The following is a 24,244-nucleotide window of genomic DNA, read 5'->3' as shown; positions in this document are numbered from 1 at the left end:
TCAGGTGATTTTATTACTTGCTCGTATTTTCCTTTGCCTATGCTGTTCACCCTGAGTGCGCGGTCGCACCTAGGTTTGCACACCTCCAGCTTGAAAAATCTGTTCGGCGGTTAAATTCAATTCCGGGAAAGTGGGCGAGATGATGCGTTCCCCGCAGGGGTTGCCGCAGGCATCGCTGCCTCTAAATTGAGTAACTTGGTATTCACCATCGATTAATTGATAAATGGATATAGTAGGCAGTTTAGGATTGCCAATAAACTTTCTAGCGCCACAAGCTGCGTAATCTATAATCCAATATTCAGGAATACCTATAGCTTCATAATCAGCTAATTTTTTGTAGTAATCATCCCGCCAATTAGTACTAACAACTTCAACAACCAATGGAATAGATGCAGCTTGAGATACAGTCGATTCCTTTTTCCATAAAGGCTCATTCACTAAATTTGGTCGATTGATTATTAATATGTCTGGTGAATAAGCCGATTCACCTTCAAGTGACTTGACTAATACAGTTTTTGGGATGTAATAAGGTGAATTTAGGCGCTTGATATCAAAAGATATTTCTAGTGCCAAAAAACCAATAATATCTTCATGGTCTCCGACTGGTTGCGCCATTTCAACAATCACGCCATCATGTAATTCGTATCTTCCACCCTCGGGCCGCCAAGCTGCAAAATCTTCAAAGGTTACTAGTTTGGGTATGGCTTGAGTCATAAATTGTTACCTTCTATATCGCTTCACGGAAAATTTCTAATCAGTTGCAGCAATATCCCCTCAAGGCTTTGTAGAGCAGCATTGGTAGTTTTTGATGCTCCTCAAAATTGCGTTGATGAGCTTCTTGAGTGTCCTGTAATTCCATCAGCACATCGTTTAAAATTGTGTCCCTAGCAAATACACCATTAGCTGTTGAAATCAGGTCATCTAGTAACTGTCTAGTATTGTCTTGTCTTCTAGCTAATTGGTCTATTTCCTGTTGTGTGTTAGCGATCGCTTGGGTGTTGAAAGCTTGCTGAGTAGCCAAAGTAGCCAAAATCGCTTCTATACGGTCTAGTCGGCTCGGTTGCTCCCATTAGAATTTCCTGGTATGTCCGTCATTTGTCCGCCTCAATCATTTTGGCTAATGATTTATGGTCAAAGCAGTCTAAGTAGCTTACCAGTTCTCGAAACTGCTGATATTTTTCTTCTGCATAGCTATCTGGTGTAAAACCAAGAACTTCGCAGAAGTTTATATAGTCGGCATTCCAAGCAAAGGTGTTAATAGCAGTTGCAAAGCTTTTGACCGCCTCCAGCGTTTCGGGCTTGGGTGATTCAGTTATGCAGCCCCCTTACCTTGATCAGGTGAAGGGGATTTTTGCAGTAACTTCCTTGACTCCAGGGCTTCCTCAATTAAAATTGCTGCCATTTGGCTCTGAGAGCGCCTTTCTGTCCCTGCCAAGTTTTTGACAGTTTCATAAACCTCATCGGGCAGCACTACATTAATCCTTCCGCTCATAGTGTTATCTGTGTTCATCTCTCTACCTCATGATACGCTTTGTGATTTCAAAATTGTTTAACACATCTTGCGTTAGACGCATAACTAGAGTTATCATGACACATATTGACACAGATATCACATCGAATCGAACCGCAACAACTTCTTCACTAACCTACTTAGTAACTGTTAATGAAAAACTCCACCCACAAGGGGATGGAGTTTTTGGGCATGGGGAATAGGGGATGGGGCATGGGAAAGAACATACCAATGCCCAATGCCCAATGCCCCAAGCGGCGGGGCGGCTATCCCTCTCCACCCACAAGGGGATGGAGTTTCCCGCCGCTTTCAATAAAAATAATCAAATGGCACGTCAAAGCGATGCCAAAACGTTGAGAATTTTACTCAAGCCAAACAGAATTTAAACGCCAGAATGCAGATCTGGCGTATATTAGGCGCGTCTTTAGCCGCCAAGGTAAGCAAGGAAATTAAAGCTGGCTTTGCAGAACAATTCAACTCTGAAATGCAAGATTTAGGTGTACAAGCTCAAGAGGTTTCCAACCTGGAATAAAACCATGAGACTCACTATTAAAAAACACCATGAGCAGTACTTGCAATTGATCGCTTCCCAGAATCAACGACTCATCAGAAGCGCTCAATATGTTGCTTTGGGAACTCCGCAGCAAGTAATCCGCGAGTATGAAGAACTGGCAGAAGAGATTGACCCTGTAAAAATTTTGAGTTGAGAATGGAAATTGCAACTCAAACTTAGCTATTTGTCAAAAAGATTCTACAACCAAGGGCGACTAACTCTTTCTAATTCGTTCACTTCATCATCACTCAGTCTCCAGCCTAAAGCGCCTGCATTTTGTTTGACTTGTTGCGCTGTTTTTACTCCAGCGATAGGAATCACATTACCTTGAGCAATTAACCAATTCAGCGCAACTTGAGCAGGAGTACGCTCATATTTTTCTCCAAATTCTTGTAGTAAAGAAATCACAGGTGAAATTTTTTGTAGCCCTTCTTTACTAAATCGTGAGTCTAATTTTCTCGCACCTGTAGGGGTTTCACCACTATTGGCTGTGTATTTACCTGTGAGCAATCCCTGGGCTAAAGGACTATAAGCCAAAATTGTCACACCTAATTCACGCGCTGTGGAAAGAATACCTTGGCTTTCAATTTGACGAGATAGCAAAGAGTAGCGGACTTGGTTAACTGCTAAAGGTACTCCTCTAGCCGCTAAAATTTGCTGTGCTTCTCGCATTTGCGTTGCGGAATAATTACTTACACCAATTGCGCCAATTCTACCCCGCTGCACTTCATCAGCGAGGGCGTTCATCAGTGTTTCTTGGCTTAAAAAGAAGGTAAATGGCCAATGCACTTGATAAAGTTCAATTCGCTCTAATTGTAGGCGCTTCAGACTCTCCGTTAAGGCATCAGAGACAGATTGTCCTGTAAAGCGCCAAGGTAGAGGCCCAAATTTTGTAGCAATTTGCACAGGTTGCTGAGTTTCTTGCAAAAATTGCCCCAGCAGAGTTTCGCTGATTCCCAATCCGTAGACTTCTGCTGTGTCAAAGAAAGTCACGCCAGCTTCTAGGGCAGCTGTAAATGCTTCTTTTAATTGTTCTGGCCCGTAGCCATCCCCATAATTCCAAAAAAGTTTATCACCCCATGCCCAAGTTCCAAGGCAAAGAGGTGTAACAACCGGGCCATTTTTCCCCAATGTGATGGTTTCCGTGTTTGTAAACATTTAGTTTTGTTACATTTATTTACATTTTTAGTCTAGCGTCACTTACTCAGAGCGTAATCAATCGACGGATGGGGATAGGGGAGATGAGGAAGATGAGGGAGAGATAACAAACACCCAATGACCAATAACAAATGACCAATGACCAAACACAAAATGCCATGTAGTCCATTATAAAGACGGCAAACCCCACTCTGGTGTTACGGTTCACCCCAATTCCTGAAAGTATTAATTCTCATACATTAGTACACAGTGAAAGCAAATCAATTCATGAGCCAACTAAATAGATCCTTAAATTTAACCGTCCCAATAAAGGTTCGGGAAACCCCCCTTAATGGACTGGCTATATAAGCTCAGTATATATATCAGCATATTATGGGGTCTTAACTCCGAAAACCAAACCAAAGGTATTCATGCTGAACTGGCTGCTTCTCTCAGCACAGTTGGTTCAAAAATTTAGTCCTTAATAATCCCATTCATTTGTAGTTATACGGAGCCAGCGCTTAAAATGGCAAAAGTAGTTGGAATTGACTTAGGTACAACGAACTCCTGCGTCGCAGTCATGGAAGGTGGTAAACCCACGGTTATTGCTAATGCAGAGGGTTTTCGGACAACACCATCGGTTGTAGCATTTGCAAAAAATGGCGATAATTTGGTAGGGCAAATTGCCAAACGCCAAGCGGTGATGAACCCAGAAAATACTTTTTATTCAGTGAAGCGCTTTATTGGTCGCCGCTTTGATGAAGTTACAAACGAAGCTACAGAAGTCTCCTATAAGGTATTAAGCAGTAGCGGTAACGTTAAACTAGATTCTCCTGGTGCTGGTAAGCAATTTGCTCCTGAAGAAATTTCTGCGAAAGTTCTACGTAAATTAGTTGAAGACGCTAGCAAATATCTTGGTGAAACAGTTACTCAAGCTGTAATTACCGTACCTGCTTACTTTAACGACTCCCAACGTCAAGCGACCAAAGACGCTGGTAAAATTGCTGGTATTGAAGTATTGCGGATTATCAACGAGCCGACTGCTGCATCTCTAGCATACGGATTTGATAAGAAGAGTAACGAAACTATCCTGGTATTTGACCTTGGTGGTGGTACATTCGACGTATCTGTACTAGAAGTTGGTGATGGCGTATTTGAAGTACTAGCTACTTCTGGTGACACCCACTTAGGTGGTGACGACTTCGATAAGAAAATTGTTGATTTCTTAGCTGAACAGTTTAAAAAAGACGAAGGCATTGATCTCCGCAAAGATAGACAAGCCTTACAACGTTTGACCGAAGCCGCAGAAAAAGCCAAGATTGAGCTTTCTAGCGTTACTCAAGCAGAAATTAACCTACCCTTTATCACTGCTACCCAGGATGGGCCAAAGCACCTGGATACAACCCTCACCCGCGCTAAATTTGAAGAACTTTGTTCTGACTTAATCGACCGTTCCCGCATCCCTGTAGAAAATGCGCTTAGAGATGCCAAATTAACTAAAGACAATATCGATGAAGTTGTCTTGGTTGGTGGTTCTACCCGGATTCCTGCAGTCCAAGAGTTGGTGAAGCGGTTGTTAGGTAAAGATCCTAACCAAACTGTGAACCCTGATGAAGTGGTAGCTGTTGGTGCAGCAATTCAAGCAGGGGTACTAGCTGGTGATGTTACTGGTATCTTGTTGTTAGACGTAACACCACTATCTTTAGGTGTTGAAACCTTGGGTGGTGTGATGACCAAGATTATTCCTCGCAACACTACAATTCCCACCAAGAAATCGGAAGTATTCTCCACAGCAGTGGATGGTCAAAGCAATGTAGAAATTCACGTTCTCCAAGGTGAACGGGAATTTGCTAACGACAACAAGAGTTTGGGAACCTTCCGCCTTGATGGTATTCCCTCAGCACCACGTGGTGTACCTCAAATTGAAGTAATCTTTGACATCGACGCTAACGGTATCCTCAACGTAACTGCTAAGGATAAAGGTACTGGCAAGGAACAATCTATCAGCATTACAGGTGCTTCCACTTTGGATAAATCTGATGTTGACCGGATGGTGAGAGAAGCTGAACAAAACGCTTCTTCTGACAAGGAACGTCGTGAGAAGATTGAACGTAAGAACCAAGCTGATTCCTTGGCTTACCAAGCAGAGAAGCAACTGCAAGAATTAGGTGATAAAGTTCCTGAAGCTGACAAAACCAAAGTTGAAGGTTTAGTCAAAGAACTGCGCGAAGCAGTAGCTAAGGAAGACGATGAGCAAATTAAGAAGCTGACACCAGAATTGCAACAAGCACTATTTGCAGTTGGTAGCAACATCTATCAACAAGCTGGTGGTGGTGCAGCACCTGGTGGCCCTGGCCCTTCTGATGGTGGCCCCACTCCTCCTCCTTCCGGCGGTGGTGATGATGTAATTGATGCTGACTTCACTGAAAGCAAGTAATTAATCTGGTGGTTAAGGATGCCTAGGCATAGCCTGTTGTAGACATTGCATCCTTAACTCTTCTTACCCACTCAAGCATTAGCCTGGGTGGGGATTTTTTTTATGTAATAAATTGCTACCTATTAATAAAGGGGTAAATTATACCAATTCAAATAATGTTTGCGACAGATGAATTCTTTGTAAGGGCACGGCATCCTCAATCTTTTAGCATATCAAATATCTTACTGGTGCCGTGCCCCTACTCATCTGTCGCGTTCTTTTTTCAAAATGGTATTACCTTCACCCTAATTAATTTTGAATTTTGAATTTTGAATTACTATGTCCTATCCACAAGCACCTTGGATACTGCAAGGCGACGCTGTGCAAACTCTGCATTTAGTGAATGTTGAGCAAGTGCGTTCTTTAGTTCCTTTAGAGTTAGATATTATCTCTGTCTGGCCAGGGAAAACTGTTGCTAGTGTCTATTTATCCTATTACGGTTCTAACTCAGTGCTGGAGTACAGCGAGTTAATTATTGTCCCTGCCGTGGTTAGTTATCAGGGTAAAATAGGCAGTTGGATTTCCCATATTTATGTAGACCATGTTGATTCCGTGGCTGGTGGTCGGGAAATTTGGGGATTACCAAAAGAATTAGCTGATTTTGAATGGCAAGAAAAAAATATAACTGTTCGCCAAGGAAACCGCAAGTTGTGTACTATTGATTACACTCAACAAAGTTTGGCGTGGCGACAATGGTTAGGTGCTTCTAGTTTCAGTGCTATGGGTGCTGATTTATTAGTATTTTCAGCCGAAATGGAATCTCGCTTGGGTTTGATTAGTTCAAAGCTAGAGGTTCCCCCAGAAAGTCCTTTTGCGGGAATAGGTTTAGGTCAGCCATTTTTAACTACAAGTTATCAAGAAATGAGCTTAAAAGTAAGTGCGCCAGAAGTTGTGGGACAGCGCAAAGTTGAAGTAATTGTATAGATAAAATTGCTGAAAAGCGATCGCACTTCCAGGTAGTTTTAGCTATATCAGTTTGATGAGTCTGTTGTTTCACATCAACGCCATACCTCTGCAACAGAACTGTCAAAAACAATTTTTATAATTAGTAGTAAATCTAACTATCGCTGCGATCGCTGTTTAGAGTTGCAATTAAAGCTAAATGTGAATATTTAGTTCTAGCAACGGCATAAAAACACGGAAATAATTTCTACTATCAAGAACTATTTCACACCAGAGTAATATCCGTGCAACAAAAGCGTCAAAAACGATATCTATAATTAGTAGTACATCTAAATATCCTTCCAGACGGCAATGCAAAACCAACCACGCGACGGAGACAATTTCTCAAATAGTAATTCATCGAATACATCTGGTACTAAACACCGTAATCATGCACCCTGGACTAAGGCAGCTGCCTCTCTTTCGCTGGTGCTGCTGGGATCTGGGATGACATTGGCAGGTGGCTATTTAGCTGGACACCCTCAAAAGCTATCTCAGAGTGCATCGAATTTGGCAGTTAGTCCAGTAAATGCTGCACCTCCAATTACAGCAGGTACAGACCCCAACTTTGTCACAGAGGTAGTGCAAAGAGTAGGCCCGGCTGTGGTGCGAATTAACTCTTCACGCACAGTCAAAACTCAGTTACCAGAAGAATTTAACGATCCATTTTTCCGCCGTTTCTTTGGTTCTCAACTACCACAAGGAAACCAAGTACAAAGGGGTACTGGTTCTGGCTTTATCATTGGTAAAGATGGTCGAATTTTAACTAATGCCCACGTAGTAGACGGTGCTGATACTGTGACAGTCATCCTCAAAGATGGTCGCAGTTTTCAAGGTAAGGTATTAGGCAAAGACGAGTTAACAGATGTTGCTGTGGTGAAAATTCAAGCAGATAATTTACCAACAGTCAGCCTTGGTAACTCTGACCAATTGCAACCAGGACAATGGGCGATCGCGATCGGTAATCCTCTGGGGTTAGATAATACTGTCACAACCGGGATTATCAGCGCTACCGGACGGAGTGGCAATCAAATTGGTGCGTCTGATAAACGAGTTGAATTTATTCAAACCGACGCAGCAATTAACCCTGGTAACTCTGGCGGGCCTTTGCTGAATTCCCGTGGTGAAGTCATTGGTATGAATACCGCCATTATTCAAGGCGCGCAAGGCTTGGGCTTTTCTATCCCCATCAATACAGCACAACGTATTTCTAATCAACTGATAGCTACAGGTAAAGCACAACACCCATATTTGGGAATTCAAATGGTGGGTTTGACACCGGAATTAAAGCAAAACATCAACTCAGATCCTAATAGTGGTTTGAGTGTGGCAGAAGATAAAGGTGTTTTAGTTGTAAAAGTCGTGCCGAATTCACCAGCAGCTAAAGCCGGAATTCGTGCAGGTGACGTTATCCAAAAGCTTAATGGTCAAACAGTAACAGACGCTAGCAGTATCCAAAAAGCTGTAGATAATAGCGAAATTGGTGGCGATGTACGCTTAGAGTTGCGACGCAATGGGCAAAATGTCAGTGTTGCGGTGCGGCCTGGTGCTTTCCCAACTAATTTAGTGCAATAGTACTGAGTTGGCATGATCCGAGAATCAGATATTTAAGGGAAAGCGATCGCAAACGAGCGATCGCTTTTTTTATATGATCGGTGTCTATGCAATAACTTTTACTTAGTCAAGAGTCAAAAGTCTATGCAAACAACTGTTGACCCTTGACCCTTGACTCTTGACAACACCTTAAGACCCCAAAGCGGCTGCTGTCTTCTCCTTATCCAACTTGAGAATTAATATTCCCAAAGGTGGTAAACACAAGTCTAAGGAATAAGGACGATTGTGCAATGACCAATCATCTGTCCATTTACCGCCTAAGTTACCCATGTTACTACCGCCATATTGACGGGAATCACTATTAAATAACTCGGTATAAAAACCCTTTTCTGGTACACCTATACGGTAATGAGAATGGGGTTGAGGTGTGAAATTACAAACCACAACCACAAAATTTTCTGAATCTTTGTCACGACGGATAAAGGAAACCACGCTATGACGGTTATCGCTACAGTCAATCCACTCAAAACCTGGTTCGGCAAAATCTTGGGTGTATAAGGTTGGTTCGCTGCGGTAGAGGTGGTTCAACTCTTGGAAAAATTGTTTTAACTGTTGGTGTGGCTCATATTGCAGCAAGTGCCATTCTAAATCACCCCACACATTCCACTCGCTCCATTGCCCAAATTCCATGCTCATAAACATGGTTTTCTTACCTGGGTGAGCGAACATATAACTAAATAAACAACGTATATTAGCTAACTTCTGCCATGTATCCCCTGGCATTTTGCCAATCATATTGCTCTTACCATGCACGATTTCATCGTGGGACAGAGCCAGCATGAAGTTTTCGCTGTGGTTGTACCACATACTAAAAGTGATGTTGTTTTGGTGGAACTGGCGGAACCAAGGATCCATGCTGAAGTAGTCCAGCATATCATGCATCCAACCCATGTTCCACTTTAAGTTAAAGCCCAGACCACCTGTGTAGGTAGGCCAAGATACCATCGGCCAAGAAGTGGATTCCTCAGCAATGGACAGTGCACCAGGAAAATAGCTGAAAATTAGATAATTTACCTGACGCAGAAAATCGGCTGCTTCCAGATTTTCCCTACCACCGTACTGATTAGGTAGCCATTCTCCTGGTTTACGGCAATAGTCGAGGTAAAGCATCGAAGCTACAGCATCGACGCGGATACCATCAATGTGATATTTGTCAAACCAGAAGAGGGCATTTGCAACTAGGAAATTACGCACTTCATGGCGCGCATAATTAAATACCAGCGTTCCCCATTCTTTATGTTCGCCTTTACGGGGGTCAGCGTGTTCGTAAAGGTGGCTACCATCGAAGAAAGCTAAACCATGTCCATCTTTAGGGAAGTGGCCGGGAACCCAATCTACAATCACACCAATGCCATTTTGATGACATTGGTCAACAAAATACATGAAATCTTCAGGAGTACCAAACCGAGAGGTGGGGGCAAAGTAGCCAGTCACCTGATAACCCCAAGAGCCATCAAAGGGATGTTCTGCAATTGGTAAAAGCTCTACATGGGTATAACCGAGTTCTTTAACGTAGGGAATAAGTCTCTCGGCTAGTTCGCGATAGGTGAGGAAACGTGCGCCGGGTTTAAGTTCGGAAACTATAACTACAGGTTCGGTTTCACCATTGGGTAATTTCGCAGGTTCCGCACTAGAAGCATGTAACCAAGAACCTATATGAACTTCATAAACTGACACAGGCTGAGTTAGAGGATCGGTATGTCGGCGTTTTTCTAACCAGTCGCGATCGCTCCAATTGTAACTATCTAAGTTAGTAACAATTGATGCAGTTTTTGGTCGAGGTTCCTGTTGGAAACCGTATGGATCGGATTTTTCGTAAATGTGACCTTCAAAATTTTTGATTTCATATTTATAATGTTCTCCCACTCCTAATTCAGGAATAAACAATTCCCAAACGCCAGTGGGGCCTTTTCGCATTTGGTGTTTGCGTCCATCCCAGTTATTAAAATCCCCCAACAAAGAAACGTTACGAGCATTGGGTGCCCAAACTGCAAAATAAACACCCTTTACGCCATCTACTTCTGTGACATGCGCTCCCAACTTTTCATAAATTCGGTGGTGATTACCTTCACCAAACAAATGTAAATCAAAGTCTGTTAAGCGCGGAGATTTAAAAGCATAAGGATCGTAGGTGACACGCTCATGTTCCCCTTCTTTTATCCGTAACTGGTAATTTGCTAGTTCTCCTGTCTCAATAATGCATTCAAAAAAATTGGGATGGTGGGCTGTTTGCATTGGGTACTCTTTGCGTTCCTGTGGAATCACAACCCAAGCTGCACTTGCATTTGGTAAGTAGGCTCGCACCGCCCAGACATTTTTTCCATTCTGCTCTATGAGATGAGAACCCAGCACTTCAAAGGGGTCTTGATGTTGATTCCAAACGATGCGGTTAACCTGTTCAGGAGCGATCGTGGTCATGGACATTAAAGCTACCTACTTGAAATAAAGTGATTGACTAAAAAGGCTTTTGTAAAATATATATATATTCTTTACATTTATTTGCAATTTTGTCGCCACCGTTATCGTACATCAGAAATGGGTAATGGGTAATGGGAGATTGGGGACTGGAGATTGGGGACTGGGGATTGGGGACTAGGGAAAATAATTGAATAACTTTTGACTTTTGGCAAACCCCAAACACCAAACACCGAAAACCAAACCTATTAAATCCCTAAAAAGGGGAAAAGTTGGAGCAAGCCTTTACGTATTCTGAGTAAGAAGATTTGATCCCGAATTTTGGGATCTAGCTGTCGGGGTGGGATGACTTGTAGTTGCTCTTGCAATTGAGCGTATTCGGCGGCAGTTAGAGGTTTACCATCAACAGGCGATCGCGCTTCTACAATTATCTGTGTGCGTAATATCTCTTCTGGTATGTCTTCTGCTGGTGGTAATGCCATTGCTTTTATCCCCCAATGACTACCAAAACCCACCAGAATGGTGATGCTAATGCTCAAAAGGAAAAATTTGATCCGCTTCATAAAACCTCGCAGCGGGACTAGAGGAAAAACAATAGAGACGAAATTAATTCCATCCCCATTAGGTTTGGCAATCAAATCCTGTAACTGAGATTAGGGTTGCTTGATTCTATCTACTTTGATATTTTCAAACCCTATCGAGCGCGATATCTAGTAGTCTGCCAACCCAAAAATATTAGGTGGAGGTTGGGTAAAGGTTAAAGGGGAAAGGGTAAGGGACAAAAACCTTTCCCCTTTTCCCCTCCAAGTGGCCTTGGCGTACTACTAGCAATTTATATATTTTTGACAAATTTTGAATGCAATTTGAATATTTAATTTACTTATAGTTGAGAGGAAGTTGGACTGGAAAATAATGCTCAACGATTGACAATACCGTTGCCAAAATAAGAGGGTAAAAAAATTTTGGCAAAAATGACAAAATGACCTGTACATAAGCGTTCAGCTTACAAGGGAGGTTGTCAGCCCAAACCCTTTATACTGGGACAATACGCCAAAAAAATCCTTGTGGGAAACCTGGAAGGAATTTTTAGGACTTATTGTTTTTGCCAAACATTAGAGAACAGCGAGTTAATAGTGAAAGCATCATCAACCCACCCTCGTAAATTGGCAACGGTATTGGATTGAATGATATATTTTCTTCTATCTTGCAGGATTCAGAATAAATATAGGGGAGCTAGCTGCTAGCTTATTGAGAATTTCCAATTTCGTGCAAGGTAAACGCTATCCAGGCTAGAGAAATTGCGCCCACTCTAATAATCAAAGCTCTGAATTACCTAAATAATAGAATAGAAGGGCATTGGCTCAAAGTAATACACCTCTTCACCAATGCCCTCTATGTTGGTAATTTAGTTAACAAATACTTGAGCTAACTCAAGTTTTCATTGAGCAACACGAGATTACTTAGTTATTAATCTCCACTACATAGCGCAAGCGATGCAGTGAACATCGTAGTTACTAACTTGCTTTGAGCTTGAGTAAGACCGAGCTACTAGGGGGTCTTAGTTGGAGTAGCTGCAGGAGTAGTTGCAGTAGTTGGGGCCTTGGTTGCAGTTCCAGAATCAGTGGGTTCGCCTGTAGCTGCTGGACTAGTTGTGGCAGTACCACCGGTACCACCTTCGCCACCACCGCCACCACCTTCACAAGCACCAAGAAATGCCGCCAGACTTAACATTAGAGCCAAACCAAAGATTTTTGTTTTCATAACTCCTCGTTCACCATTTATGGCAAGATAAAATTTTCGCCTGATGAATACGATACCCTATTTGTTGCTTTTTTTTAAAATCCTTTGAGGTACATATTTTGCAGGCAATACAATCAAAGATTTTTTCTTGAGGGTAACATTATCAGCAGGCTTGGGTAATTAGTTTCTCTTAACTAAGCAAGAACATAACTTCATCACTCCAGCTCAGATTTGGATAATTATGTAGCAATTCGAGATATCATACCAAAAATTGTGATGTTGTCGCAGACACTTGCCGCTTGCTGCCCAGCATTGCCATACTTTAGAGGCGATGCCCAAAGGTTTCAGTTGTCCTGGTGCAGTTCGCTGATTGCTAGTATTGCAATACTCAAGTGATGCAAACCTTGGTGCAGCTACCTGTCAAAACACTGAAAAGGGTTTAGGGTGTTATTTGTGCTGATTGCATAAGGGAGATTGGAACCTTAGCAAAAACAGACAACCAAATCTAAAATACAGTTTTTTCACCTCTAGAAAAAGTTATGGCTGCTGTTCGCAAATCAGCTGTTTCTGCAACGGGTAATTGGTTTCGACGAAATTCTACTCCTTCTGGAGTGAAGAGGCGTTCAGCATATCGAACCTCAGCTGCGCCTAGAATGTCTCAACCTGCTGTTGAACCTTCACCAGTACCCTCGACAAGACAACGGCATTCCTCAAAAAATGTATCTGTTGCTTCCACAAATGGCTTAGTTATGCCAACTACCATGCCGTCTGGGAAACAACAAACTGCTAATCTCAAAGGGCAATTAAGTACTGCGAGTACTGTAAATAAAAATTCCCGGTTGGGTTTCCTGAAGCTGCCGGGAATGAACAACTCTAGCAATTTACCTGTGTGGTTGTTGCGCTTTTATACATTACATCGCTATTCCTCTGTGCTGACATTTTTGTTAGTAGCAACAACACTAATGGTTTATGGTTGGACAGTTTATTCACAAGAGCTTTGGAGTCAGGGATACCGGAGATTGCAAAGCCTACAACGCCATGAACGGCAGTTGACGACAACTAACGCCACCTTAACTAATAAAATGGCGCAAGAAGCAGAACAACCCACAGCAGGATTTGTCTCCCCAACTCCAGCACGTACAATTTTCTTGCCGCCTGCCAATAATAATCCTAATTCCACACCTACTGAGACCACACCTAATTTGCCAACGCAGCCGCAAACTTCCTCGCAGCTGGGATATTAAATTTAAAAGTCATGGTCATTAGTCGTTGGTCATTAGGATTAATATCAATTCGTAATTTGTAATTTGTAGCTCGTAGTTTGTAATTCGTAGTTTGTAATTATGAAAGTCAGATTTAATCTAGTAGTCTGCCAACCCAAAAATGTTAGGTGGAGGTTGGGGAAAGGTTAAAGGGAAAAGGGTAAGGGACAAAAACCTTTCCCCTTTACCCCGCTTGCGTTGCCTTGGCGTACTACTAGGTTTGGGGGGTTTAATCTGTTGCTCTATTAGAGAGAATTGGTGTAAAACTTGTGGCTCATGACTAATGGCAAAGGACATGGATAAATCTAAATGCGTAAGTCACCAAGTAGAAGTAAATTCCAAAATTTTCGGACTGCCAATTTTACCCGGCAGAGGAAGGGTACTCAACGAGGGTTACTAGAAAAGCCTTCTCCTATCAGCCAAGAACCAATACCCAATACGAGAACGCGACTCTTGATCGCATGGGGTGTACTTATAGCTGCAGGGTTAGGTTTAGCAATTAATTTGTATCAACTACAAATAGTTAACGGAGCAAAACTCACAGAAAAGGCGCGCAAGCAACAAATGGTGAATTTGCGACCTTTTATGCCCCGTCGTCCAGTTATAGATCGTGATAATAATTTGTTAGCAATTGACCGTCCTGTATATACTGTCTTTGCTCATCCCAAGTTATTTGATAAACCTAATCAAGAAATAGCACAGCTTCTGGCACCGATCTTAAATAAAGATGCTGCTGAGTTGGTGAAAATATTTGAAAGTAAAAAAAGTGGTATTACACTAGTTCCGGCATTACCCGAAGAACTTGCCGATCGCTTTATGCGGTTAAATTTAAATGGGTTTGAATTTGTGCAAAAATACGCCAGATTTTACCCGCAAGAAGATTTAGCTGCTGATATCGTAGGCTATGTTAATCTTGACCGTCGTGGTCAAGCAGGGGTGGAATATAGTCAGGAGAAGTTACTCGAACGTTCTGTGCAAACGGTGCGCTTAAGTCGCGCTGGAAATGGTGCATTAATGCCAGATCATGCACCAGAAGGATTTTTGCATTTTGATGACTTGCAATTACAACTAACTATAGATAGTAGGCTGCAAAGGGCAGCTCGTTCTGCACTCAAACAACAGATGGAAAAGTTTGGTGCAAAACGAGGTGGGGTAATTGTCATGGATGCAGCCGATGGTTCCCTATTAGCTTTGGTTTCCCAACCTAGCTATAATCCCAATCAATATTCTAAAGCCGATATTTCACTGTTTAAAAACTGGACAGTAGCAGATCTATACGAACCAGGCTCAACTTTTAAACCCTTAAATGTCGCGATCGCTCTCGAAAATGGTGTAATTAGACCAGACGATACATTTAACGATCCTGGATCGATTCAAGTAGCTGACCGCATTATTAAAAATGCTCAAAATAAAAGCTACGGAAGGATTAATATTGCTCAAATTCTGCAACATTCCAGCAATATTGGCATGGTGCAAATTATCCAAAGATTACAGCCCAATATTTACTACAACTGGCTAGAACGCTTGGGTTTAGGTCAAAGCGTCGATACAGATTTGCCTTTTGAAGTTGGTAGTCGCCTGAAAAGCCAAGAAGAATTTATTTCTTCACCCATTGAACCTGCAACCACTTCCTTTGGTCAAGGCTTTTCCTTAACACCATTACAGTTAGTACAAATGCATGGTGCTTTAGCTAATGGCGGTAAATTAGTCACGCCTCATGTCGTCAAAGGACTAGTTGATAGCAAAGGGCAGATGCATTATTTACCAAATCGTCCCATGCCAAGGCAAATTTTCTCACCTGCAACCACCCAACGGGTAGTAGAAATGATGGAAACTGTGGTTTCGGAAGGGACTGGTAAAGTAGCACAAATTCCTGGCTATCGCATCGCAGGTAAAACAGGTACAGCCCAAAAAGCAAGTGCTTCTGGTGGTTACCAAGTAGGTGCAAGAATCACGAGTTTTGTGGGAATTTTACCTGTAGAAGCTCCCCGTTATGTGGTTTTAGCCTTGGTAGACGAACCGAAAGGAGAAAATGCCTATGGTTCCACCGTTGCAGCACCAATTGTCAAAGCTGTCATGGAAGCCTTGATTCCCATTGAACAAATTCCCCCAAGTTCACCAGTGAATCCAGTACCAGCTGATACGGGGAATTGATTGGGGGGTAATGGGTAATGGGTAATGGGTAATGGAAATTTCTGCTCTGCTTCCTCTACTTCCTCTGCACCCCTGCTTCCTTATCCCCCTGCTTCCCCAGTCCCTAATCCCCAGTCCCCGATCCCCACATTATATGGAGTAATTTCGGCAAGGCGATCGCCTTCATTGCCATAAGTTAAATAAATGCTCAAATAACTATCTGGTTGGTAAGGCATTCTTTCTGACCACTCAATGGCGACAATTCCCGGTGTCACCTCCAAGCCTTCCCAGTATGTTTCTAAGTTTAAGGCGGCAACTTCTTGTGGTTCTAAACGATAGAGATCCAAGTGATAAAGGGGTAGCCGTCCTTCTATATATTCATTAATAATTGTAAAAGTAGGACTGACAATAGACTCAGTAATTCCCAAACCCTGGCCTATTCCTTGCACTAAGGTAGTTTTGCCAGCGCCTAAATCACCTTCTAGTAAAATTACACTGCCAGCATGAAGAGATTGTCCTAAAGCAATACCCAAATTTCGGGTTGCTTCTGCATTGGCCAGGATAATTTTGATTTTATCTGCCATGATGCGCTCCACTGTACCACCGCAATAAAACTCGTGCTAGTTTCTGGGGATTGTGTCGCACACAACCTGTTTCATCTTCAAATAAAATGTTAGCTGGGACAATTCTACGTCCTAGTTCGGTAACAGCTTCGCGATCAAGGAAGACAGGATGGGAATTTTGTTGAGCGTAGCGAATGAGTGACTTAGCTGAGGGGGATTTTTTATGTACCAGCACAGCATCGAAGAGCCGTCTTCCTCCTGTAGATGCATCAATAGCTCTGATATGGTCAGAAACAGTATAGCCTTCAGTTTCTCCAGGTTGAGTCATAATATTGCAGACATAGATGCGGAGGGCATTTGTTTGTGCGATCGCATCTGCAATTTCTGGTACTAATAAATTCGGAATCAAGCTTGTATAAAGGCTACCCGGGCCAATAATAATATAGTCGGCTTCTTTAATTGCTCGGATTGCGGCAGGTAAGGCTGGCGGGTTAGCTGGAATACAGCCAAGTTTCACAATGCGTCCCCCAGCCTTGGGAATGCTAGATTCCCCTTCAATACGGCGACCATCGGCTAATTCTGCCCACAAACGCACATCACTGAGAGTAGCTGGTAAAACTTGTCCTCTGACTGCCAGGACTTTAGAACTAGCTGCCACAGCCCGTTCTAAATCCCCAGTAATATCACTCATTGCGGTTAAAAATAAGTTACCAAAACTATGGCCATTTAAACCATCTCCAGCCCGAAAGCGATATTGAAATAATTCTGTGAGTAATTTTTCTTCATCTGCTAACGCTGCTAAACAGTTGCGAATATCCCCTGGTGGTAGAACGCCAAATTCTTGGCGCAAGCGTCCAGAAGATCCACCATCATCAGCAACAGTTACAATGGCCGTAATATTAGCGCTGTAAGTTTTTAAGCCCCGTAGCAAAGTAGAAAGACCTGTACCACCACCAATTACCACCATTTTTGGCCCCCGGTATAAGCGGTGATGTGCCAACAGCACATCAATTAATTCTTCTTCACCTTCTGGTCTTAATACCTTAGTAATTGAGCCGACAGTGCGGGTTTGTCCCCAAAGCAGCAATAGCAAGCCACACAGTAGTACCAAAGGGCCACTAATATAGTTGGGTAAGAGGTCAGAAAGAAAGCTCAGAAACCCCTTAAGTAACTCTATAGTCCAAAAAATTGGGGTCAGCTTAATCCAAATAGCTAACCCCAAACTCGCCAGCAATACCCCTCCAACACTGATAAGTAACCAACGTTTAACCGATAAACCTGGGGATAACCACTTAAACCATTGGTTGACGCGATGGGAAGTGCGGCCGCGTGACTGCTGTTGCAGAGAATTAATTGCTTGTCTAAAAAAACCGATTGACATAGCTAGTTGGGAGCAGTGGGACAAATAATAATTAACAGAAAATGTAACTAAGTGGTTTAAATACCAAGTATAGACTTATGAAAAATTTTCATCTCTATAGACTTTGAGTAAATCATCAAAGTTGCCAGCATTTACCCTCAGATCACAGTTTATTGAGTAAAAGCGAATTTAATGGAAAAACGGATTTTAGGATTAGATCCCGGATTAGCGATTTTAGGATTTGGGGTAATTAACTGCAAAAAAAATGAAGCCAAGATTCAAGACACAACCGTCCAGATGGTTGATTTTGGCGTAATCAGTACACCCGCAAATGCGGAGATGGGACAACGGCTGTGTACCTTATTTGACGATTTGCACACCCTGATGGAAGAGTTGCAACCTGACTTAGTTGCGATCGAGAAGTTATTCTTCTATCGTATGTCAAGTACTATTCTGGTTGCACAAGCACGGGGTGTAATCATGTTAGCTTTGGCACAGCGTCGTCTCCCGTATGTAGAGTTTACCCCGGCCCAAATTAAACTAGCGTTAACGGGATATGGTAATGCTGAAAAGTATGAAGTGCAAGAGGCAGTGGCAAGAGAGTTAAATTTGGAGGATATACCTAAGCCAGACGATGCCTCAGATGCCCTAGCTGTAGCCTTAACCGCGTGGTTTCAAGTTTAACTTTGTATAAAAATAATATAGTTGGAAACTAATTCGTATATTGTAAACTAACACAATATTTACGTAAAAATCTTATACTTAAAATTTTAAATTTTCAGTAGGAATTTAACAAATAAATTTTAGTTTCCAACTTTATTATTGTTTACAACTGAATAAGTTCAGAGTTAAGGCTTTAATCCTCAATTGTGAACCACTGTAAATGCAAAATTGTTTCAAAAAAAATTACTCAAGATTGAGAATAATTAGAGATTGAGTTACTTTTCAGATAACCCAATCTCCGTTTAGAGCGCGAAACTAAGCCCTCAAGACTAAATTTCTAAGCGCTAAAGTACTTCGCTACTGGATGGTAAGTAATAATCGCCGTTGTAGACTGCTCGGGATAAAGCTGCTCACTTTCATCCATATACAATTTAATCCTGTTAGTCTCCAACAATGATAGTTGCTTGTACTGATCCTGAATATTCGGACAAGCAGGGTAGCCGAAACTATACCGGGAACCACGATAACGCTGTGCAAGGATATCTCGAATATTATCCGGTTCCTCAGCCGCAAAACCCAATTCCCTACGAATGCGGGCGTGTGTCCATTCTGCCAAGGCTTCTGCTACTTGCACCGCTAAACCATGAAAATACAAATAATCAGTATATTGATTATCTGCAAATAACTTTTGGGCGTATTCTGTTGCAATTTCACCTACAGTTACAGCCTGCATGGGGAAGACATCAATAATTCCCGAATCTTTTGGTGCAAAGAAATCTGCAATACACAGCCGCTTCAAAGATTTCTGCCGAGGAAATTCAAAACTTGCTTTTACCTCTGCATTCTCTGCGCCTCTAGAATTCGGATTGTAAACATACAAAGTATTACCCTCAGATTGACAAGGAAAATACCCATAAATTATTTGAGGATGCAGCAGATTTTCATTAATAATTAGCTGTTTCCAATGTTCTAAAATGGGGTAAACTTTCTCAGCTAAGAAAGCTTGATATTCTTCCTTAGTTTGCTCTTTTGGTTTACGGAATTGCCATTGTCCCGCAATTAATGCTTGCAAATCCATATACCAGAATATTTCCTCTAAAGAAATATCTTCAGACTGTAACAACTTGGTTCCCCAAAAAGGTGGAGTCGGACGTTCAATATCCACTGCCACAGCTTCAGAACGTCTAGTATCAATTTCAGTGCTGAGTGTTGAATGCTGAGTTTTGAGTTTTGAGGTTTGAGTTTTGGCAGAGGATTCTTGAACAACAGATTCATTAGTGACGACTTCATCTAAAAATCCTTGCAAATCATCCCAATTAGCAGCAGCTTTGGCTGGCATTAGTTTATCCATGAAATGCAAATCAGAGAATGCATCTTTGCCATAAACTACTTTACCTTTGTAAGTATTTTGGCAATCTTCATGCACAAATTTTGGAGTCAGCGCTGCACCACCTAAAATTACGGGGACTGTAATTCCTTTTTCGTTGAAAACCTCTAAGTTTTCTTTCATGAAGGCGGTAGATTTTACTAGCAAACCACTCATGGCAATACAATCAGGTTTGTGCTGTTCGTAGGCTTGAATGATGCTTTCTACTGCTTGTTTAATACCTAAGTTAATGACTTTGTAACCGTTATTAGAAAGAATGATATCCACTAAGTTCTTACCAATGTCGTGAACATCACCTTTAACTGTGGCAATAATGACGGTTCCTTTGGCATTATTTCCAGCTTCCGATTTTTCCATGAAAGGTTCGAGGTAAGCTACTGCGGATTTCATGGTTTCGGCTGACTGCAAGACAAAGGGTAGCTGCATTTGTCCGGAACCGAACAACTCACCTACCACTTTCATCCCATCCAAGAGAAAGGTGTTGATAATTTCTAAAGGCGGATAGCTTTCTAAGGCTTTTTTCAGTTGTGTTTCTAAACCAATGCGTTCGCCGTCAATAATATGACGCTTCAAGCGTTCTTCAATGGGGAGATTTTGATCAACGCCTTTATCGCGTTTTGTCGTCACTCCCGCAAACACGGTGGTAAGTTCTCCCAAAGGATCGTAAACGCAGACATCACCCTCAAACCGCCGTTCATCATAAATTAACTGCTGACAAATTTCTTGATGGCGTGGTTCAATCTTGGCGAGTGGTAAAATCTTGCTAGCACTGACAATGGCTGCATCCATACCCACGCTCATCGCTTCGTGTAAAAACATCGAATTGAGCACAATCCGGGCGGCAGGGCTAAGACCAAAGGAGATATTAGAAACACCTAAAATTACATGACATCCTGGCAATTCTTGGCGAATGCGGCGAATTGCTTCAATTGTAGCTTTACCATTGGCTCTATCTTCCTCAATCCCTGTAGAGATAGGTAAAGCTAAGGTATCAAAGAAAATTTCCTCGGGAGCAATACCATATTCTACAGCTTGACGATAGGCACGTTGAGCGATCGCAAATTTTTTCTCGGCGGTGCGTGCCATGCCTTCTTCGTCAATTGTGCCAATTACTACCCCAGCACCATATTTCTTCGCTAATTCCAACACCTTAAAGAAACGCGGTTCGCCATCTTCGTAGTTGGTGGAGTTAAGTAAACATTTACCACCAGCGACTTTTAACCCCGCTTCCATCTTTTCCCATTCGGTGGAATCAAGCATTAAAGGTAATGTCACATTATTGACAATGCGCGAAACTAGTTCGTGCATATCTCGGACACCATCACGTCCGACATAATCGACGTTCACATCAAGGACATGAGCGCCTTCTTTAACCTGCGCCCTCGCCATTGAAACGAGTCCATCCCAATCTTCAGCGTTCAACAACTCGCGGCATTTTTTGGAACCACTGGCGTTGAGGCGTTCGCCCACAATTAAGAAAGAGTTATCTTGCTCGTAGGGCTGAGTGGTGTAAATTGATGCTGCTGCTGGTTCTAAGCTAGGCTGTCTAACTTTCGGCTTTAGTTCTTTGGCAATTTCTGCTAATTGTTGAATGTGTTCTGGACGTGTCCCACAGCAACCCCCAATCACTTGGACACCCAAATCTTCAACAAAATGCATCAAAGACATCCGTAATTCCATCGGTGTCAAACGGTAGTGTGCTTTACCACCAACGTTTTCAGGTAACCCCGCATTAGGAATACAAGAAACGGTAAAAGGTGAATGTTCTGCCAGATATTTAATATGTGGCTTCATCAAATCTGGGCCAGTAGCACAGTTGAGACCAAGAACATCAATGGCGTAAGGTGCCAAAATTGTCAGGACAGCACTGATTTCAGTTCCTACCAGCATCGTCCCCATACTTTCCATTGTCACCGATACCATCAACGGACGGCGATCGCCTTTTTTGGCAAATACTTCTTCAATCCCGTTGAGTGCGGCTTTAATTTGCAGCACATCTTGGCAAGTCTCGACAAGAAATAAATCAACTCCGCCATCCCACAGCGCTTCTGCTTGTTCTGCAAAGGCTGTTTTTAAGGTGTCAAAGTCGATATGTCCCAAAGTGGGGAGTTTAGTTGTGGGGCCAATAGAACCAGCCACGAACCGGGGTTTTTCTGGCGTAGAAAATTCGGCTGCTACACTCTTGGCTAATTCTGCGGCTTTCTTGTTCAGGTAATATGTCTGATCCGCCAAGTCATATTCTGCCAAAACAATCGAAGTCGCACCAAAGGTATCCGTTTCAATGACATCTGCACCCGCAGCCAGAAAATCACGGTGAACTTTAGCGACAGCTTCGGGTTTAGTATGAATGAGGTATTCGTTACAACCTTCATACTGCGGCCCACCGAAATCTTCAGCCGTCAGGTTTTGGGTTTGCAGATTAGTACCCATTGCACCATCAAAGACAATCACCGGCGCATCTGGACTATGCAAGCGTTCAAGAAAAGACTGAGTAATATTTGCCATGCGGAAATTAATTAGTCCTGTATTATTTAGACCTAACTTAATTATTTTCTAAAATTTACAAATTTTCGGCAGGCTGGAATAAAATCAGACTTTGTTGGGCATGGGGCATGGCGCATGGGGCATTGGGCATGATAATAGGTAATAGGTAATGGGTAATAGGTAATTGGATTTGTCATCTCCCCAGTCCCCAGTCCCCAGTCCCCAGTCCCTAATCCCCAGTCCCCAATCCCCAGTCCCCAATCCCCAGTCCCCAGTCCCTAATTCTCCTCATACTGCGATCGCTCCCGTATCCAATCTAATAAAATCGGATTGACTAATTCTGGTGCTTCGTCTTGGGGACAATGTCCTACGCCTTCGAGGGGAATGAACTTTTGAACTTGGGGGTAGTTGGCTAATTCTCTACCTAAAGCTATTGGTTCCCAAGGGTCGGCTGTTCCCCAAATCATAATTGCTGGACAGGGTAGTACAGGTAAAAGGTCTTCTGGTAAGGGGCCTGTAGAATAACTGGTAAAAGCTAAAAATACTGCTACTGCACCCGGATCTCTGGCGGGTGCGGTTAAAATATCTACTAACTCGTCTGTTACCGCCTCAGAGTTAGCGTAGGCTTGTAAGAGAATTTTCCTGACGGTTTTTGGTTGAGCAACTTGATTAAAAAAGAATTCGCCAATTGGTTTGATAGATAATAAGCGCTGAAGCAAGGGTGCGCCAACACGACGCGACCAAGGTAAAGTTGCCCGTTTGCGATCGTGTAATAATCTCAATGAGCAGTTGAGCAATGCTACCCCTAGGGCTATTTCTGGGTTGCTAACTGCTGCTTGCATAGCCACAATACAGCCAATAGAATTTCCTACCAAAAACGCGGGCCCACCTACCACCTCGCGACAAAAATCTGCTACTTGCTGTCCCCAATTTTCCAGAGTATAAGCAATTTTTTCACCTGGTTTGGGTTTAGCGGAACCACCAAAGCCAATTAAATCAATGGCATAAACACGGCAATTTGCAGCTAATACGGGAATATTGTGCCGCCAGTGCCACCAAGAGGCTCCAAAGCCATGTATCATCACAACTGCTGGCCCAGCACTTCCTTGAGTTTGATAGGAAATGGAGAATTCTTGCCAAATCCAAGTTTTAGTTGCGGTAAATCCATTGATAGAAGTCTTCATGAGCAGTTTGTGAAATAGAACTTACTAAATGCTGGAACCAGACCTAGTAGTACGCCAAGTTGCCTTGCCGGGGGAAAGGAGAAAGGTTTTTGTCCCTTACCCTTTTCCCTTTAACCTTTACCCAACCTCCACCTAACATTTTTGGGTTAGCAGACTACTACATTGTTTTGCCATTGCCATCTTTGTTGAATTTTGATAAAAATCTTGAAGTTTTGAAAATAATTAGATTCTATATGCAGGAGCAGAGAAAACACTGTGAAACCTTTAACAGACAGCATATTTTGCTGGTGACGGTGTACTGTTGCTATTGATGATACTTTATATTTCTTCATACTATAGATTGTTTGCCAGATAAATATTTCCTCTTGTCTGGTCTATCAAAATTCTCCAGTTTGATATCGAAGGCGCTACTTTGAGTGTTAGAGCTAATTTTTATTTAATCTAGTATTTACACTTAAGTAACAAGTGCCTAGAAATACTGATTTTGATGTATATTCTGATTGAAGAGTATCAGTAGATTTTCATAATTCAAATCAGGTTATTTTCATTTCTTGATAAATAAAGATAATTATAGGCTTATACTTTCCTCAAAGCTTGGTTTAGTGAGGTCAGATAAATAATTGCTTTTATGGTTGTACGCAGTATAATGATCAGAAATTGCTATTTAAAGTCACTACAGCTATGAGTATTGACGCTAAATTTATATTCTTAGCAAGTTTAATTGAGAAAATAGCAGATAGAAGTTAATTGACCAGCAAGATGATTATTTAAGTGTTTTGTGAACTCAAAGCCAGCAATCAGTTATAGCAAATAACTAAAAT

General features: G+C 42.2%; 22 protein-coding genes. 10 read left to right on the top strand and 12 right to left on the bottom strand.

Annotated elements, in window-relative coordinates:
- Positions 1-69: 69 nt before the first annotated feature.
- The 3 genes from HG267_RS18975 to HG267_RS18965 all read right to left on the bottom strand — a co-directional run bounded on the left by HG267_RS18975 (position 70) and on the right by HG267_RS18965 (position 1,510).
- Positions 70-714, bottom strand: a complete 645-nt coding sequence (locus tag HG267_RS18975; protein ID WP_045867701.1) for a Uma2 family endonuclease — start codon at positions 712-714, stop codon at positions 70-72.
- 40 nt (positions 715-754) lie between these two features.
- The gene (locus HG267_RS18970) at positions 755-1,030 is read right to left on the bottom strand and encodes a hypothetical protein (protein WP_228045499.1); all 276 of its coding nucleotides are present in this window, start codon (positions 1,028-1,030) and stop codon (positions 755-757) included.
- Positions 1,031-1,312: 282 nt separating this feature from the next.
- Positions 1,313-1,510 carry a ribbon-helix-helix domain-containing protein gene (locus HG267_RS18965; RefSeq protein ID WP_045867702.1) on the bottom strand — a complete coding sequence of 66 codons (198 nt, stop codon included), beginning with the start codon at positions 1,508-1,510 and terminating at the stop codon, positions 1,313-1,315.
- Between the two features lie 77 nt (positions 1,511-1,587).
- On the opposite strand from HG267_RS18965, the gene HG267_RS18960 reads away from it, so the two are divergent.
- Genes HG267_RS18960 through HG267_RS18945 form a run of 4 tightly spaced genes read left to right on the top strand, consistent with a single transcriptional unit; the run spans position 1,588 to position 2,217 of the window.
- Complete coding sequence (locus tag HG267_RS18960; protein WP_255325130.1) at positions 1,588-1,713, top strand: hypothetical protein; 126 nt, start codon at positions 1,588-1,590, stop codon at positions 1,711-1,713.
- A gap of 3 nt (positions 1,714-1,716) precedes the next feature.
- Positions 1,717-1,896 (top strand): hypothetical protein, encoded by a 180-nt coding sequence (locus tag HG267_RS18955; protein WP_045867703.1) that lies wholly within the window; start codon positions 1,717-1,719, stop codon positions 1,894-1,896.
- A gap of 8 nt (positions 1,897-1,904) precedes the next feature.
- The gene (locus HG267_RS18950) at positions 1,905-2,042 is read left to right on the top strand and encodes a hypothetical protein (protein WP_155538920.1); all 138 of its coding nucleotides are present in this window, start codon (positions 1,905-1,907) and stop codon (positions 2,040-2,042) included.
- Between the two features lie 4 nt (positions 2,043-2,046).
- Complete coding sequence (locus tag HG267_RS18945) at positions 2,047-2,217, top strand: hypothetical protein (protein ID WP_155538922.1); 171 nt, start codon at positions 2,047-2,049, stop codon at positions 2,215-2,217.
- A gap of 44 nt (positions 2,218-2,261) precedes the next feature.
- Here the strand turns inward: HG267_RS18945 and HG267_RS18940 are convergent, their stop codons facing one another.
- Positions 2,262-3,221: an aldo/keto reductase gene (locus HG267_RS18940; protein ID WP_045867704.1), complete on the bottom strand. Its 960-nt coding sequence runs from the start codon at positions 3,219-3,221 to the stop codon at positions 2,262-2,264.
- A gap of 505 nt (positions 3,222-3,726) precedes the next feature.
- Here HG267_RS18940 and dnaK point away from each other — a divergent pair.
- The 3 genes from dnaK to HG267_RS18925 all read left to right on the top strand — a co-directional run bounded on the left by dnaK (position 3,727) and on the right by HG267_RS18925 (position 8,193).
- The gene (gene dnaK / locus HG267_RS18935) at positions 3,727-5,637 is read left to right on the top strand and encodes a molecular chaperone DnaK (protein WP_045867705.1); all 1,911 of its coding nucleotides are present in this window, start codon (positions 3,727-3,729) and stop codon (positions 5,635-5,637) included.
- Between the two features lie 318 nt (positions 5,638-5,955).
- The gene (locus HG267_RS18930; protein WP_045867706.1) at positions 5,956-6,600 is read left to right on the top strand and encodes an acetoacetate decarboxylase family protein; all 645 of its coding nucleotides are present in this window, start codon (positions 5,956-5,958) and stop codon (positions 6,598-6,600) included.
- 330 nt (positions 6,601-6,930) lie between these two features.
- Positions 6,931-8,193 carry an HhoA/HhoB/HtrA family serine endopeptidase gene (locus tag HG267_RS18925; RefSeq protein ID WP_045867707.1) on the top strand — a complete coding sequence of 421 codons (1,263 nt, stop codon included), beginning with the start codon at positions 6,931-6,933 and terminating at the stop codon, positions 8,191-8,193.
- A 168-nt stretch (positions 8,194-8,361) separates the two neighbouring features.
- Here the strand turns inward: HG267_RS18925 and glgB are convergent, their stop codons facing one another.
- The 3 genes from glgB to HG267_RS18910 all read right to left on the bottom strand — a co-directional run bounded on the left by glgB (position 8,362) and on the right by HG267_RS18910 (position 12,408).
- Positions 8,362-10,656 carry a 1,4-alpha-glucan branching enzyme gene (glgB, locus tag HG267_RS18920; protein WP_071989332.1) on the bottom strand — a complete coding sequence of 765 codons (2,295 nt, stop codon included), beginning with the start codon at positions 10,654-10,656 and terminating at the stop codon, positions 8,362-8,364.
- 239 nt (positions 10,657-10,895) lie between these two features.
- On the bottom strand, positions 10,896-11,210 hold the full coding sequence (locus HG267_RS18915) for a hypothetical protein (RefSeq protein WP_045868804.1): 315 nt from the start codon (positions 11,208-11,210) through the stop codon (positions 10,896-10,898).
- A gap of 985 nt (positions 11,211-12,195) precedes the next feature.
- Positions 12,196-12,408: a hypothetical protein gene (locus HG267_RS18910; protein WP_045867709.1), complete on the bottom strand. Its 213-nt coding sequence runs from the start codon at positions 12,406-12,408 to the stop codon at positions 12,196-12,198.
- Between the two features lie 518 nt (positions 12,409-12,926).
- Here HG267_RS18910 and HG267_RS18905 point away from each other — a divergent pair.
- Together HG267_RS18905 and HG267_RS18900 are read left to right on the top strand one after the other, a co-directional pair.
- The gene (locus HG267_RS18905; protein WP_045867710.1) at positions 12,927-13,631 is read left to right on the top strand and encodes a hypothetical protein; all 705 of its coding nucleotides are present in this window, start codon (positions 12,927-12,929) and stop codon (positions 13,629-13,631) included.
- Positions 13,632-13,958: 327 nt separating this feature from the next.
- Positions 13,959-15,803, top strand: coding sequence for a peptidoglycan D,D-transpeptidase FtsI family protein (locus tag HG267_RS18900; RefSeq protein WP_045867711.1), 1,845 nt, complete (start codon positions 13,959-13,961; stop codon positions 15,801-15,803).
- 80 nt (positions 15,804-15,883) lie between these two features.
- Here the strand turns inward: HG267_RS18900 and tsaE are convergent, their stop codons facing one another.
- Positions 15,884-16,366 carry a tRNA (adenosine(37)-N6)-threonylcarbamoyltransferase complex ATPase subunit type 1 TsaE gene (tsaE, locus tag HG267_RS18895; protein ID WP_228045500.1) on the bottom strand — a complete coding sequence of 161 codons (483 nt, stop codon included), beginning with the start codon at positions 16,364-16,366 and terminating at the stop codon, positions 15,884-15,886.
- On the bottom strand, positions 16,356-17,726 hold the full coding sequence (locus HG267_RS18890; protein ID WP_045867712.1) for a uridine diphosphate-N-acetylglucosamine-binding protein YvcK: 1,371 nt from the start codon (positions 17,724-17,726) through the stop codon (positions 16,356-16,358). Before HG267_RS18890 ends, tsaE begins: the two co-directional genes overlap by 11 nt.
- Before the next feature lie 171 nt (positions 17,727-17,897).
- Between HG267_RS18890 and ruvC the strand changes: the two genes are divergently transcribed.
- Positions 17,898-18,389 (top strand): crossover junction endodeoxyribonuclease RuvC, encoded by a 492-nt coding sequence (gene ruvC / locus HG267_RS18885; protein WP_045867713.1) that lies wholly within the window; start codon positions 17,898-17,900, stop codon positions 18,387-18,389.
- A 316-nt stretch (positions 18,390-18,705) separates the two neighbouring features.
- Here the strand turns inward: ruvC and metH are convergent, their stop codons facing one another.
- From metH to HG267_RS18870, 3 genes are all read right to left on the bottom strand, one after another.
- Positions 18,706-22,251, bottom strand: a complete 3,546-nt coding sequence (gene metH / locus HG267_RS18880) for a methionine synthase (protein WP_045868806.1) — start codon at positions 22,249-22,251, stop codon at positions 18,706-18,708.
- Positions 22,252-22,344: 93 nt separating this feature from the next.
- On the bottom strand, positions 22,345-22,500 hold the full coding sequence (locus tag HG267_RS18875; protein ID WP_155538924.1) for a hypothetical protein: 156 nt from the start codon (positions 22,498-22,500) through the stop codon (positions 22,345-22,347).
- A 17-nt stretch (positions 22,501-22,517) separates the two neighbouring features.
- Complete coding sequence (locus HG267_RS18870; protein ID WP_045867714.1) at positions 22,518-23,423, bottom strand: alpha/beta fold hydrolase; 906 nt, start codon at positions 23,421-23,423, stop codon at positions 22,518-22,520.
- Positions 23,424-24,244 lie beyond the last annotated feature (821 nt).

Origin of the sequence: Tolypothrix sp. PCC 7601, from assembly GCF_025677855.1 — a bacterium.
Lineage (GTDB): Bacteria > Cyanobacteriota > Cyanobacteriia > Cyanobacteriales > Nostocaceae > Aulosira > Aulosira diplosiphon.
This window is presented reverse-complemented; position numbering and strand designations above follow the sequence as displayed.